Annotated in this window: 14 protein-coding genes; 5 read left to right on the top strand and 9 right to left on the bottom strand. The window is 57.1% G+C overall.

The genetic code is table 11. From position 1 onward, the window contains the following. Positions 1-7: 7 nt before the first annotated feature. The 5 genes from BN32_RS18715 to BN32_RS25660 all read right to left on the bottom strand — a co-directional run bounded on the left by BN32_RS18715 (position 8) and on the right by BN32_RS25660 (position 2,858). Positions 8-202, bottom strand: a complete 195-nt coding sequence (locus BN32_RS18715) for a hypothetical protein (protein ID WP_019196486.1) — start codon at positions 200-202, stop codon at positions 8-10. 208 nt (positions 203-410) lie between these two features. Continuing rightward, on the bottom strand, positions 411-629 hold the full coding sequence (locus BN32_RS18710) for a hypothetical protein (protein WP_019196487.1): 219 nt from the start codon (positions 627-629) through the stop codon (positions 411-413). Between the two features lie 116 nt (positions 630-745). Continuing rightward, positions 746-949: a helix-turn-helix transcriptional regulator gene (locus tag BN32_RS18705; protein WP_019196488.1), complete on the bottom strand. Its 204-nt coding sequence runs from the start codon at positions 947-949 to the stop codon at positions 746-748. 86 nt (positions 950-1,035) lie between these two features. Continuing rightward, positions 1,036-1,578 (bottom strand): hypothetical protein, encoded by a 543-nt coding sequence (locus BN32_RS18700; protein WP_210164658.1) that lies wholly within the window; start codon positions 1,576-1,578, stop codon positions 1,036-1,038. Continuing rightward, positions 1,578-2,858, bottom strand: a complete 1,281-nt coding sequence (locus BN32_RS25660; protein ID WP_019196490.1) for a tyrosine-type recombinase/integrase — start codon at positions 2,856-2,858, stop codon at positions 1,578-1,580. Before BN32_RS25660 ends, BN32_RS18700 begins: the two co-directional genes overlap by 1 nt. Positions 2,859-3,234: 376 nt before the next feature. Between BN32_RS25660 and BN32_RS18690 the strand changes: the two genes are divergently transcribed. Continuing rightward, on the top strand, positions 3,235-3,504 hold the full coding sequence (locus BN32_RS18690) for a hypothetical protein (RefSeq protein ID WP_019196491.1): 270 nt from the start codon (positions 3,235-3,237) through the stop codon (positions 3,502-3,504). A 23-nt stretch (positions 3,505-3,527) separates the two neighbouring features. Here the strand turns inward: BN32_RS18690 and BN32_RS18685 are convergent, their stop codons facing one another. Further along, the gene (locus BN32_RS18685) at positions 3,528-5,672 is read right to left on the bottom strand and encodes a lysylphosphatidylglycerol synthase domain-containing protein (protein ID WP_040427021.1); all 2,145 of its coding nucleotides are present in this window, start codon (positions 5,670-5,672) and stop codon (positions 3,528-3,530) included. 412 nt (positions 5,673-6,084) lie between these two features. Between BN32_RS18685 and BN32_RS18680 the strand changes: the two genes are divergently transcribed. Beyond that, positions 6,085-6,900, top strand: coding sequence for a Hint domain-containing protein (locus BN32_RS18680; RefSeq protein WP_040427019.1), 816 nt, complete (start codon positions 6,085-6,087; stop codon positions 6,898-6,900). Between the two features lie 832 nt (positions 6,901-7,732). Here the strand turns inward: BN32_RS18680 and BN32_RS25655 are convergent. Together BN32_RS25655 and BN32_RS18670 are read right to left on the bottom strand one after the other, a co-directional pair. After that, positions 7,733-8,278 (bottom strand): hypothetical protein, encoded by a 546-nt coding sequence (locus tag BN32_RS25655; protein WP_019196494.1) that lies wholly within the window; start codon positions 8,276-8,278, stop codon positions 7,733-7,735. Between the two features lie 258 nt (positions 8,279-8,536). Beyond that, positions 8,537-8,899: an H-NS histone family protein gene (locus tag BN32_RS18670; protein WP_040427017.1), complete on the bottom strand. Its 363-nt coding sequence runs from the start codon at positions 8,897-8,899 to the stop codon at positions 8,537-8,539. Positions 8,900-9,868: 969 nt separating this feature from the next. On the opposite strand from BN32_RS18670, the gene BN32_RS18665 reads away from it, so the two are divergent. Both BN32_RS18665 and BN32_RS26925 read left to right on the top strand, forming a co-directional pair. Beyond that, the gene (locus tag BN32_RS18665; RefSeq protein WP_019196496.1) at positions 9,869-10,243 is read left to right on the top strand and encodes an H-NS histone family protein; all 375 of its coding nucleotides are present in this window, start codon (positions 9,869-9,871) and stop codon (positions 10,241-10,243) included. 398 nt (positions 10,244-10,641) lie between these two features. Continuing rightward, entirely contained in the window at positions 10,642-10,818 is a 177-nt protein-coding gene (locus BN32_RS26925) for a hypothetical protein (protein WP_156449286.1), read from the top strand. 66 nt (positions 10,819-10,884) lie between these two features. On the opposite strand, the gene BN32_RS18660 is transcribed toward BN32_RS26925, so the two are convergent. Next, positions 10,885-12,357, bottom strand: a complete 1,473-nt coding sequence (locus BN32_RS18660) for an undecaprenyl-phosphate glucose phosphotransferase (RefSeq protein ID WP_019196498.1) — start codon at positions 12,355-12,357, stop codon at positions 10,885-10,887. Positions 12,358-12,612: 255 nt separating this feature from the next. Between BN32_RS18660 and BN32_RS18655 the strand changes: the two genes are divergently transcribed. After that, on the top strand, positions 12,613-12,807 hold the full coding sequence (locus tag BN32_RS18655) for a hypothetical protein (RefSeq protein ID WP_244438211.1): 195 nt from the start codon (positions 12,613-12,615) through the stop codon (positions 12,805-12,807). The last annotated feature ends 28 nt before the right edge of the window (positions 12,808-12,835 follow it).

The raw sequence follows: 12,835 nt of genomic DNA, 5'->3' as shown, positions 1-12,835 counted from the left end.
ATGCGACTCATTTGCCGCCGGGCGTGACACGATTGGCCTGCATCCAGGCAAATACATCTTCACGACTATATTTCGGCGTGCGTCCAATAAGGACGAATGCCGGTGAACGACCAAACCGCCGTTCACGGCGAGCCCATGCATGGGACTTGCCGACGAACGCGGCGAACTCGGATTCGGAAAACATAAAATCATCATTGCCCATTAGATTGCCTCGTTTGCTTCGGGTGTCAGAATTTGAGCAGATTTTATCACTTGGGGTGGGGTCGTTCCGGTAGCCCTCAAGAACCCCTTATAAAACGGGCACAACTCGCCGTTCGCGCGTTGCCGCACGTCTTCCGTTTAGGTTTTTGTGAGGAATGTGGCGCTAGGCGACGGGGTAGGGTGGCCCGCCCGAAGGCGAGCCGGAAGAGTCAGGCCTGTCCGGCGTCGATCTGATCTGCGACAGGCGGTGCCACCAAGGCAAAACCGGCTTCGACTTGAGCCGCGTATGCGTTCAGGGCGTCTACACACAAACCGGTGTCGGTGGGGCCAAGGGTATTTTCATCATTGTCGGCGATTGCAGCGGCGAGGTTGCGCGCTTGCTTGGCGGTGTTGGAGAAGATATCGCGCTGGATTTTCTTGATGTCCATTGTCAGTCCTTTTGGCCGCAGGCCATTGTTCGTGCCGAACCGTTCGGCGCGTTGGTGATGGATTCTATTGTTGGGTGTTGGCCGCGCCGGGGCGGGGCCGGGTTAGTCAGGCCGCGTCACACTGCCTGATTGTCGTTCGCAGGCGCGCGCCGTGAAATGAACGCTTCGATTTCGTCGGCGTCCCAGAAGTTACGATTCCGAATCGTAATCGGTTTGGGAAAGCCCAGCTTTTCGTCATTCTGATAGCGCCAGATCGTCATGGGAGACAAACCACCGAGGCGCTCGCGGACGTTTTTTGAGTTCATGAGGCGTTTGGACATATCAAGCTATCTCTTGTGCTTTGAAGTGATGCTCAAAGTTATCGAAGGTGATTATTGTTGTCGCGGTCATTGAATCGACGTTCTCGCTACCTGTCCTCTTCCTTCGCCTCCGCTTCCGCCGCGAGAAATTCGTTCCGATACTTTTTTGCTATGCGGTCGGCGTTGTGAACGCCGACGCCCATTTCTTCATTTACGGTTTCGAGGGCCGCTTCCTTGGTCGCGCCAGCGCTCCGTAATTCGTGAACGCGGATCGCGACTGCGATGTCCCGGTCCCAGATTCGCAGTTGCTCCGCGAGTCCGGTAGAGCCGCGCCGCGTTCCGTCCTTTGCTCGCCCCGGAGATACAGCCCAAAGGGCGGCGACGGCATCGCCATCAATCACCGTGCGAGCGTTGCCGTCCAATGCCTCGATTGCCAAAGCGGCGATCTGCCCCGCGAACCGATTAATCTCATCAGCGACCGCCGCAGGGGCGGGCATCTGCCATTTCTGGGCGAGGTGCCAGCATAACCAAGCCGCCGCGCTGTTTCCGGTCTCCTCGAAGAACGAAGAGAGCGCGTTCAAGTCGCCGCGCATCACCGAGCGCCGAATATTGCCTTCCGGTTTCTGGTCTGCCCGCTCGGCCCACATCATCATGCTGTCCCCGCATTGATCGAAACGACATTCGACTCACGCTCAGAAGTCAGACCGTCAAGAAATCCCGCCCATACCGTCAGGCCGCGCCTTTTTTCCTCATCGAAGGTGTGGCGCTGATAAACGGCCATTACGCCGCGCATGGTGTGCCCGAGGATGCGCTCAACGATCACCACATCGACGCCAAGACGGGCCATCGTCGTCGCGGCAGTCCGGCGCAGATCATGGAAACCCCATGGCACGAGCATCACGGAGTCCGGGTCGTACGCGCTCCGCGCGGCGGCGTCCTCGCGTGCGATATCGAGCATCGCAGCATCGACACCCAGCTTCGCATGGGATTCCGAAAACGGCGCAAACACGCGCGTCGAATCTGTAAGGCGGTCCATCCCCGCCAGTAGGCTGACAGCCACCGGTGCAAGCGGGACTGTGTGCGCCCGTCCGTTTTTTGAGCGAGACCGGGGCAGCGTCCACATGGGGGTGGCGCTGGTAAGATCAAGTTCACGCCAATCCATTTCCTTAACTTCTGTCAGCCTTTGAGCCGAAAGCAGGAGCATGTGGACAAAATGTTTGCGCGGCCAGTCCAGCCGGTCGATTGCCCGAAGCAGAAGGCGCAATTCGTCATCGGTAAGGACGCGATCTCGGGATATCTCTTTTGCGGCTTTGGTGCCGTCAAACGGATTGATCGAGGCCAGTTCCTTGGAGATGCACCAACCAAAGAAGTGCCTGCCATATGCGCGAAGCCTATTCGACTGGACCGGCGCGCGTGCCTTCAGAGTGTCGAGCAGCTTAATTGCGTCCCGGCGCTGAATGTCATCGACTCGGCGCTTCGCCCAGCTCTTCATTTCTCGGTTGAGGACGCGCTTGACCTCATCGCCAGATTTCAGGCCGTCCACGTGGTCAGTGTAGTAGCGGGCCAACACCTTTTCGACAGTGTCATCCTTTCGGCGCGCTTCCAGTTCGGCGGTTTTGATCCGCGCGGCCTGTGCGGCGCGCTCTGCCCGCTTGGCATCCGCAGGGTCCCCACCCGTGGTGCGCTGGCGGTTGGCATCATTCGCCGCATTACGCGCCTGTACCAAGGTGAGGGCACCGGGACCGGCTGCGCGCCCAAGACTCACGCGCTTGGTCGTACCGTCAGATCGTTCATACCGGAAGGCCCAGCTTTTCACGCCGGATGGCTGGATTATCAGGCGCAACCCCGGCTGCTCGCTGTCCGCGATCTCGTAACGCCCCGACTTCCTCTGAGCGTTAGTCACGGTGATGGCCGTCAATTTTTCGGGCACCTGATTGTCTCCGGCATTTCTCTGGGGGACGGGCTGGGGGACGGGTAAATGGCTGTTAGGTACTGCTACGATCTGATACGTAGCAGATCATAGCAACCATCTATAAGAAATTGAAATTATTGGAATTTAATCCGTCGCCCTCCGTCGAGGGGCGACGGATCGTGACGGACGGTTATACCATTCTTGCTGACTGTAAATCAGCCGCCGTATGGCTTCGAAGGTTCGAGTCCTTCTTCCCCCACCATATTGAAAACGCTCGCAGAAATGATCTTCTGCGGGCGTTTTTTATTGGGCTCCGTGCGACGGTTTGGCGGCCCTGAACCGTCGCATGCGTGCGACGGCTTGACGTTTGTTCCACGTCTGTTCTCATGGAGGAATGAGCGATGAACTGCACATTCCGGGTCCGAAAAACTACTTCGTCGAGATCCTGAGTGATGATCGGAATCACGGCATTATTGTCGGCCGGTTCGATCGCTGGCGACATGCAGCGCAGATGTATGATGACCTTGTCGCGGATCGCCCGCTGATGCGCGTGGTGATGCGCCACATGAGCCACGTTTATCGCAACTACCCGGCGCGGCAGGACAATTCGTTCGATCGCGGCGCGGGAGGGGGCCGCAGTCAAGGAAAGCGTACAGCGGATTGAGGGCCGCCTCGAGCGGGCAACGATCACGCGGTGATGTGGCCGCGCGCCTGTTGCGAATTTGATCTCTCCACTGTGGCGACCGTCGCCACACCCGCGCCGAGCAAAATCCAGAACGTGCGCTGATACATCAGTTCATGCACCAGCGACATTGTCGCGAACGCGGCGATCGCCAATAGCAGCAGGCGGCCGGCGGTGTCGTTATCCCGAAACCGGCGGATTTCACTGATACCGATAGCGGCAATGGGCCACACAAAGAAGGCTGCGCCGATCGCGCCGAACTCGGCGAATAGCCAGATCAGGGTTGAATGAAGCGCCAACGGCCGCGGCCCGGTTGCGGCGCTGTCGTGAATGAACGCGCCGAGGCCTGCGCCAAAGAGCGGGTCTTGCCAAAACATCCGCAGGCCGGCGATCGACGACAGCAGATGCTCGGAATTGGAGGACAACATCGCTAATTTTGCGTAGCCGAGATAGCCGCACCACGGACTTGTCGTTGCGTCTCCAAGTCTGCATGCCGCGAAGATGGTCAACGCCGCGGCGACGATCAGTTGAGCCGCGACGACAAGACGAGTTGCGGAACGATAGATCGCGGTTCCGCGGCCTGCAAAAATGACGGCGACCACGAGTACAACCAGCGCGGCCCCCAGGCCCGCGCGGGATCCAGTCAGCCATACACCAATCAGCGCGATCAGAATGGAGATCACCTGCCGTGAGGGCAGGGCGAGCGCGGCCGCCAGCACCATCAGGCACTGAAAAGCGAACGCATTCGAGTTTTGAGCAAAGCCCGGATATTTGCCGTCCTCCAGGGGCCAGACGTAGCCGACAAGATTGAGAACGGCGCATAGCACAATGATGGCGCAGCCTGCGGCAACGAATGTCTGCAGCACCCGCTCGATCCCGGCGCGCGTTGCGAGCGCGCCGGTCGCGCCGTATGCCAGCAGTACAAACCAGCCGAGATATTTGTTTGTAAGGGCCCATTGGGTCCAGCCAAACGACGTCGCGCCGATCAGGAGAGCGATAGTCATTGCTCCAGTGCAGCCCGCGATCATCCAGCCGAGATTGTGCACTCTCCACACGGGCCGGCCCCGACGAAGCAAGTGCAGGACAAACATAGCGCCGGCGAGCAGCGCCAGCGGATCCGCAAGATTGACGCTCAGCCCGCCCGCCTTTGTCGGCAGATGCACCTGAAAGAAAACCAGCATCGCAACAAGCACGGGCAGCACTGCCATCAAACTGCTGTCGAGATCGCGCCGCGAAAGCTGCGCAGCGGGTTCTTCCTTCGGCGCTGTTACCGTTCGCCTTGCAGACAGGAGCGCGAGCACGGCGGCTATGGCAAGCGACAGCAGGCCGATCAATAAGGCAATCGTCAACGCACGATCCGCCGGCATGCCTATCGTGCTCATGGCCGCAACGGCGCTCATTTCGCGCATGCCCCAGCCTGCGAAGCTGATCGGTATGCTGGCCGCGAACATCACCAGCGCGGCGGCACCGGCCAGTTGCGGCAGTCTGATGCCGGGCTCGATGATCGAGCCGGCGTAGACGTAAGCAGCCATCATCGCCAGCTGCACGCCGAGCGAAAAAAAAACGGCGCGCAGAAATCTTAGAACAGCGCTGGGCGTGACATGAGCCATGACGGCCTGCAGCTTGTCTCGCCACACGACCGCACCCGCGCCCGTGGCAACGCTAATTCCCAGCAGCAGGACCATCAGGTCGCGCCCGCCGCCGACAACATCGAACGTGATGCGATTGAACAGATACAGCGCGCCGGCCGCGGCCAGCGCGAGCGAAACGATTGCGGCTGCGGCGCGCTCCTGCACGGTAATCAGCACTGTGCCGGCGACGGGAATATTGTGCTGCTTGAGGTACGACCCTCGCGCCATCAATTGACCGACGAGTTGAAACAACAGCGCGCCACCGACCTGCCCGAGGGACAGCGCTGCGACCGCATCTCGCATCCCCAACGGATAGCCGTAGTCGGCTGCGATGGTGCGCAGCCGCTGGGCCGCGATCAGCGAACTGAGGACGATTGCTACACAAATCCAGGCCAGCGTTTCGATGCTGAAGCTGGCAACAGACGTGCCGAGCGACGCATAGTCGATCTCGCGGAGGCTAAACCATGCTGCGGAACCCAAGAGAACAAGCGAGATCAATATTTTTGCTATGCGCGTCATGGCCTGCCCAATTTTTAGCCATTCTAAATTACGGGTTGTATCTTCCGCAAGGTTCGCGCGACCATTTGCCCCGATATATCCGCAGCCGGGTGCCGGTCGGGGTGTTTGTTACCGCGCCAGTCGTTGCCAAGTCGCTGTGCTGAAAGATGTAGGACGGGACGCGCGACAGATGCAGGGCGCGGCGAACGGTCCATCATCATGAGCGTGATCACGACGGTATTCACGGGTGGAATGGCGATGGGCGAAACCCGCGCGGCCTGGCGATCCGATCCCGGACGAGTGGCGAGCCGCAACCGTTGCGACAGGCCCATATAATTTCGGTTGAATATCGATTAAATGAGGTATTTAATTTCATTTAATAAAGCTGGTTCGTTGAGCGCCCTTTCAGGTCAGATATTGCGGAGTGATACTCATGAATCGCCTTCCTCCCACAAGTCCTGCGCGTCGTCATTTTATGAGTATCGTTGCCGCCGGCGCGGGTCGACTGTCGACGATCGCAATTGCATCGTCTTTGGTTTCAATCACCAAAACCAAAGATGCCAACGCAATGGGCTTATTTCCCCACGACGATCACAATGGTCCCAATCCCCAATGCTTTGCGCGCGGAACGCTTATCCTGACGGCGGACGGCGAAGTGCCTGTAGAAAACCTGGCGATTGGTGCTTTGGTCATGACGACCAACGGTGCATTGCCGGTCAAATGGGTAGGCCGACAAGCCATGAGAAAAAATGCGTCGGCTTCCTGGCATCCGAGCGTTGTGCCGGTTCGCGTTTCGCGCTTCGCGATTGACGATCAAACACCGCACCGGGATTTGTATCTGTCGCAGGAACACTGTCTCTTTGTCGACGGGGTTCTTATCCCGGTCAAATACCTTGTTAATGGACACTCGATCGCCTTCGACGACGATGCAGAGATGTCCGAAACCATTGAGTATTTTGGCGTCGAGCTCGATACGCATGAAGTGATTTTCGCAGAAGGCCTGGCCGTCGAAACATTTCGACGCTGGGGTGGCCAGATCGCCTGGGATAATCTCGGCGACTACCAAGACCTTTACGGCACCGAGCCTGGGGTGATGCCGGCGTTTGCGCCGGTTTGCCGCTACACCGGGGGCCGCGCAGAGGTGCGTGGCTTGCTCCGGCTGGCAGCCTCTCGCTTCGTCGACGTGCGGGATCCAATCCAAATTGCGTATGACCGGATCGCGGCGCGTGCAATGGCGACAGCTGCCTGAACGGTTTGAATGGAAGCGGAGACGTTTGATCGGTCGATGTCCGGCGCGGTCTGATTCATGCGATGGGCTGCTGTGATTGCCTGGTATTCCCGGGTGAGGTCGTTGACGGTGAGCCTGAGTTTTCGGCTGGCTTGGGTTTACGCCTTCATCCGTGATCCCATCTTGAATTAATCCGCCTCTCGTTTTTTGCCGGATCTCCGATCCACGGACTTGAGGTCCAATCGGGTTCGATATTGTGATCGAGCGAGCGCCACGTGCCGGCGGCTTACAGTCAGACTGACAAAGTCCCTCTGGAGCGATTCAAGGCGAAAATCTAGCAGCTTCAGGCGTGCTCTGATTTTTGCCATGTTAGCATTGAGATCGCTGGCTGGCTCACTCGTGCTGCCGCCATTGCGCTTATTTTTATTTCCCCGGCTCTGTGTCATTTCGACGTGAACCCCTGTTTTCAGGTCATTGATGCCGACGACGCCGATGTGATCCGTCCGGCAGACGGTGCTCCTGTAAGGGAATGCTATTGTCTTGCCTTCACATCGCAACGAAACTCGGCTGTTATGCTGAAGGATCAAGCTTAATGTGTCCGGACCGAGTTAATTCTGGAACCAGCTACCGCTGGCTGGCGGCGAATGAGGCTTTGCGTGTCGCCAGTGCTCATACGGATTTCAAATTCTGGAACAGCGGGATGTCGTTGACTCTCCAGTCGCCAAATCGATCAAAGCGTGTCACCCGCGCATCGGAGTGCATCGCCTTGGAAAAGGCGATGGATCCCGACTGAAAATGGATAGGCGAATTTTTGAAGTAAGCTGAAGATCGCCTTGTCTGGACATCGCAGCGGTTAATCTGCCGCCAAGGCTTCTCTGATGTGCTCCAGAGCATCCAGATCTGAAAGATTGCCACGCGCCGGCTTCACATTGTGATCCATCGGCTTCGCAGCCGTGTCAGCTGGCACTTGTTCCGCTGCATGAATCCAGCTTCGCTTACCAACGACTTTGATGGCTTTTATCATCTGCTCGCGAGGATGAGTGTCTGCGGCCAGGAGGCCTTTAAGATAGATCAACCATAGATGCTCCTGCTTTGCATTGCGGAGCATTGGGCCGTGGGCGGCGATTGCCTCAAGAGCCGTGGTGCTGAAGTGTCTGATCTCCTGATCGAGAGGTTCAAGTCGATGTTCTCTGGCGCGTGACCAGTTGTGCAGGATCCACATGACCGCGACTTCAGTGACACTGGCCTGGATTGAGGTTGCCAGTTCGTCCGAAGGGGGAGGCGGCGGCGCGGATAGTTCACGCGGTTTCAGCCGGCCAGGACCAGCGAAGTTGTGCCGCTCCCGATACTCGCTCAGCTTTCCGGAGATGTCGCGCGGTTGTTGTTTGTCTTCGCCCATCGGCGGTACTCCACACAAATGACGCCGCTAACGACTGGTGACTTCCCCGGCGGGCGATCTTGGACTTGCCCAATCACTCGGCCGATTGGAGTAGAGACTTGTCCCGCCGCGGTTCAGGCTTTCAGCATCCCTTGGCACGACACATCGTTTCCGGAGGATGCGACTGAGCATCGCTGTTCCGGAACGAAACGGAATGGGCACGGCTGGAGCGTCGTTTGAAGCGCGAGTTATTCAACAAGATAGCCAATAGCCGAGCGGCTACTCGCTGCTCTTGTCGGCGTGGACGATTCTGAAATCGTCTATCTTGCGGCCCTTTTTTAATGCGTTAGCGAGCCAATGAGGCGTTTTTCCACGACCTGACCACGTCTCCGAAGGCGATAGAGGATTGCGGTACTTGGGCAGTACTCTCGGATACTTCCGACGTGAAGTGCTGCCTGCAAGGGCCGGCGACAGCTCGGAAGCATCGACTTTGCCCGCCAAATCGCTGCGATTGAGCTGAGCCAAACGTTTTTCAAGCTCACGCTTTTCGGCGACAATCCTTTCCGCCAATTCCTTCGTGATTTCCTCGTGGAGACGCCAGAGCTCGTTAAACTGCATCGAAACCAGATCTGTTCTTCGCATAGGGTTATCTCGTTCGTTGCTGTCTCTTTGTCATTTCTCCAACATGCAGTTTTCAAAATACATTTCCAGTTCGTCATCGGCATCGGAGATGCCTTTAACGAGCGACATAATACGTCGATTCAATTTAAAGTGACGAATTTAATTTATGACAAAAGGAGGCCGTCCACAGAAAGTGACCAGTCTTTCAATTAATTTGCTCAAAATAGTGGCTGGAAATTGGTCGATAATGTGCCAGAATAGGGACGATATGACGCAGTAAGGCAAGTTTAAAAGCCAAAACCGAAAACATCCATAATAATGATGATGATTATGTCTAAATCGACCGGGGGGCGACGTAGTTGTGGCGATTCTTATGAGATATTAAATTGGATCGTGAAGTATTAAACAAAAATTCCGGCTGTAATATCTGTCGCTAGTCATGGAGATTGTTGAGCCAGCATACCGGGGGCGCTGATTAATTCATTCGAGATTAATTGTTCGGAGATTAAAATGAAAACCTTCGATAGCGCGCTTAATTTTGTCGCCCCTTCGCTCGCCCGCATAGGAGCGAGTGGTAAGCAGCTTGTCGCTCCATCTGTGGACCTCTCACGTTGCGCGCTCGAATTTCAGATAGAGTTGCGTGCTCGATTATTGGAGGACATTGAACTCGTCCGCTCGCGGCTTAAGGATTTCAGGGGCGGCGGACGCGGGTATCACGCGGATCGGTGTTCAGATCGCCGCCGCTTGCGCCATTCGATTTTGCATAGAACAAGATTGACCTCGGCCAGGTCCCCTGATCGAAAGGTGAAAATCGCACAGCGATTCCAGTCAGTTAATCCGACCGAGCTGCCTTGATAGAAATTCTCGGCGCGTCTCCGGTATAGAAGACCATGGGCATCCAGATTTTGATGCGACCCACCAGCGCATTGAAAGGAACCTATTTGTCGCCTACATCTTATTGCGGAATCAGTAATACGGGGCCGCACGGTGATGAAGAAAACCGATCTGGAAACGATGTCGATTGACGACCTCTGGACGCTTCATGAAAGAGTCAGCAAGGTTCTGTCGATACGAATAGCGTCGGAAAAGCGCGAGCTTGAAAGGCGTCTGGCTTACCTCAATAGCGGCTCGGCCGCGATTGCACGCGAGGCTGAGTTAACAACTCGCGGCGTCGTCGAGGGCAAACCCCGTCGTAAATATCCACGGGTTCTGCCGAAGTATCGCAACCCGTCGAGCCCGTCGGAGACCTGGTCCGGACGAGGAAAGCAGCCGCGATGGCTGGTTGCGGCCATCAAGTCCGGTCGCAAGATTGACGATTTCAAGATTGGGGCGACCGGAAGCTCCAAGGCGCGCCAGAGGGCGTGAACCCGCCCCGCAAATGCGCGGTCATTTCAATAAATTGTATCGATAGTGCGCCCGAAAGCTTCCGGGGTGTTCCGGATGGGGCGGATTTTCCAATCCAGTGAGTGTTTGTCTGATCACAGGATTCAAGCTGACGGGCGCGCGATAATGCTCATCTCTTGCGATGTTCCCTTGCTCCGGTCCCCGGCGACCTGAGGCTGCTGCGCTCGCATCGAACTTCAGCCAGGTTAGCCAAGATCGTGTGGGCAAACGGAGCGCCCGTTTTGTCGATCGTTCGACACTCGCCGGTTAACCCGAGTCATCACTGGGCAGGAGGTTTTTAACCATAAGCCGTCGTTTCAATCGCCTGCGGGAAAGTCGCTGTATTTAATCGGAGGTCGCGACGCAGCGCGGAGAGTGTGATGAGTAAAGTTGACTGGAATCTTGTCGGGGCGGAGTTGAACGCCACGTCTGCTCCGAAGCCCAGGAAGGATCGCGAGGCGTCCGAGCCGTCCGAAATCGATTTGCTGAAGCACATCGAAGATGCGCTGCGGATGGATGCAATGCCCCCCGATCAAGCCGGCACCCGGCGGGGATAGTCTCTTCGGGCAACGCCAGCGCGGCGGGCAGGCTGCGACGACGAAGCGACTGTACGCTCAGCTATCTTAGTATGCGTTGCGGCTGCGCATGACTTCGACGATAGTTTGAAGCAGGATGGCGAGATCGAGTCCGAAGCTCCAGTTGTCGATGTACCAGAGATCATGCTCGACGCGCCGCTCGATATCTTCCGGCGTCGGAGTCGGCCCCCGACAGCCGTTCACCTGAGCCCAGCCCGTCAGTCCCGGCTTGACGCGATGTCGAAACGCATAATTTCGAACAACCTTGTCAAAATGGGTGTCGTGCGCCAATGCGTGGGGACGGGGGCCGACAAGCGACATGCTGCCCTCCAGCACGTTGAGCAGTTGTGGTAGTTCATCAATGCTGGTGCGGCGCAGCCATTTTCCCAAGGGTGTAACTCTGCTGTCCGAGCATTGCGCCTGCGCGATCGTCGGGCCGTCTTCAAGCACAGACATTGTCCGGAATTTGTAGATCTGGAAGCACCTCCCGTTAAACCCGCACCGTCTTTGCCGGAAAAGAACGGGCCCTGGTGAGTCCAGTTTGATTGTGATCGCGACGACCGCAAGCAGGGGGAACAGTACCAGCAGGCCTGCTCCGGCGGCTACAACGTCAATGCATCGCTTCGCCGCATACTCCATGGGCGTCAGCGGCCCGCGCTGGACCTCCACACAGACGGAGTTTCCAAGCCCGTGAGAGGGGTGGTTGAATATCTCCGAGGCGGTGCCGACAGGGATCACGTTGACCGGGAACGGCAGTATCCGAAGCTTCGCGATCAGGCGGCGCAATTCGGTCCAGTGCTTCAGGTCGGCACCCACAATGATTTCTTCCACTTCGGACCCGCGGACACACTCGATCGCAGTTGAAATGACGTCCGCGCGACGACGACCGCCTCGTTCCGGAGGCGGCAGGGTAAAATGCCGCTCCAACCTGAAACCGAGACTCGTCAGGGTCTGCGCAAGGTCCGTTTCCGCGCGATGACCGCAATCGGTGATCAATACGATCCTGCGGCCGGAAAGCCGCCTGTTCGTCATACCTTTGGTCAGGATGCTCCGCCAAAAAATGCGAAGGACGGTCAGCGTGGTCAGGCCGAACGCCGCAAAGAGCAGGCTGGCGCCTCGCGAAACCTCGGTGCCAACCTTCAGCGCAAAGACCGTTCCGGCGAGCAGAAAGAACACGGCTATCCAAAGCAGGAAAATGGTGCGGAGCTGGTTGCGGAGGGCCAGCAAGGCTGCTGGCTTGTACATTCCGCGGCTGATCATCAGCGAAACGAAGAGGGCGGAGACAAGCGCGGCCGAACCGAAATACTGGACGATATCACCCGGCGTGCCGTAAGCCTGAATATGATAGATCACTCCAGCGAGCGTGCTCGCCGAAAAAATGACAGCAACATCAGCCGCAATGGAAATGAACTCGATAGAATCGTAACGGATGGGCCATTTTTGCGCCGAAACCGACTGCTCCGTCAGTTCGCTAACAACAGCACTATCAACTACGTTTATGTCACGCTTTACAAAATTCATTTGGTGGGTCCTCGGGAAGGGGACCGGCTCCGATTTATTTAATAAAATTAAATATGCCAGCGGCATTTAATTTAGCAAGAGAATAATATTTAATGATTTTGAGGTATGTCGCTGGATTAAATTCCCGTTAACCTTTGGCCGCCTAAGCTGCGCCTGTCGCAGTTCCATTTTTGGCTGGGCGCTTTGCCATTTCTTGTCGCCATACATCTTCTGGCCGGGTTTTTGACGGGGTCCATCTTCCGCGTCAGAGCCTTGTTGGGCCTGGTAATCATCGTTCTGATCGAGTGCGTTGCCGCCGCGGCCATATCCGGCGTTCAGGCCGGGTTGTGGTCGTTGACGAGTTTGGTGGCTATCCAGATGGGATATCTTGGCGGGGTCTACGCTCGCAGCGTTCTTGAGAAGGTCGGCCTTCTCAGCGAACCGGAGACCCAGGTCAGGCGCACCCGGTAGCCACAACGACGGCCGCTTGCTGATTGAT

This window comes from Afipia birgiae 34632 (assembly GCF_000308295.2).
Classification (GTDB): domain Bacteria; phylum Pseudomonadota; class Alphaproteobacteria; order Rhizobiales; family Xanthobacteraceae; genus Afipia; species Afipia birgiae.
This window is presented reverse-complemented; position numbering and strand designations above follow the sequence as displayed.

What these genes read in the sequence shown, in the direction of transcription:
- BN32_RS18680 (WP_040427019.1), top strand. Translation starts at nt 6,085, where the DNA reads ATGAATCGCCTTCCTCCCACAAGTCCTGCGCGTCGTCATTTTATGAGT.
- BN32_RS18670 (WP_040427017.1), bottom strand. Translation starts at nt 8,899, where the DNA reads ATGCGAAGAACAGATCTGGTTTCGATGCAGTTTAACGAGCTCTGGCGT.
- BN32_RS18705 (WP_019196488.1), bottom strand. Translation starts at nt 949, where the DNA reads ATGTCCAAACGCCTCATGAACTCAAAAAACGTCCGCGAGCGCCTCGGT.
- BN32_RS18665 (WP_019196496.1), top strand. Translation starts at nt 9,869, where the DNA reads ATGAAGAAAACCGATCTGGAAACGATGTCGATTGACGACCTCTGGACG.
- BN32_RS18715 (WP_019196486.1), bottom strand. Translation starts at nt 202, where the DNA reads ATGGGCAATGATGATTTTATGTTTTCCGAATCCGAGTTCGCCGCGTTC.
- BN32_RS18690 (WP_019196491.1), top strand. Translation starts at nt 3,235, where the DNA reads ATGAGCGATGAACTGCACATTCCGGGTCCGAAAAACTACTTCGTCGAG.
- BN32_RS18700 (WP_210164658.1), bottom strand. Translation starts at nt 1,578, where the DNA reads ATGATGTGGGCCGAGCGGGCAGACCAGAAACCGGAAGGCAATATTCGG.
- BN32_RS18685 (WP_040427021.1), bottom strand. Translation starts at nt 5,672, where the DNA reads ATGACGCGCATAGCAAAAATATTGATCTCGCTTGTTCTCTTGGGTTCC.
- BN32_RS26925 (WP_156449286.1), top strand. Translation starts at nt 10,642, where the DNA reads ATGAGTAAAGTTGACTGGAATCTTGTCGGGGCGGAGTTGAACGCCACG.
- BN32_RS25655 (WP_019196494.1), bottom strand. Translation starts at nt 8,278, where the DNA reads ATGGGCGAAGACAAACAACAACCGCGCGACATCTCCGGAAAGCTGAGC.
- BN32_RS18660 (WP_019196498.1), bottom strand. Translation starts at nt 12,357, where the DNA reads ATGAATTTTGTAAAGCGTGACATAAACGTAGTTGATAGTGCTGTTGTT.
- BN32_RS18710 (WP_019196487.1), bottom strand. Translation starts at nt 629, where the DNA reads ATGGACATCAAGAAAATCCAGCGCGATATCTTCTCCAACACCGCCAAG.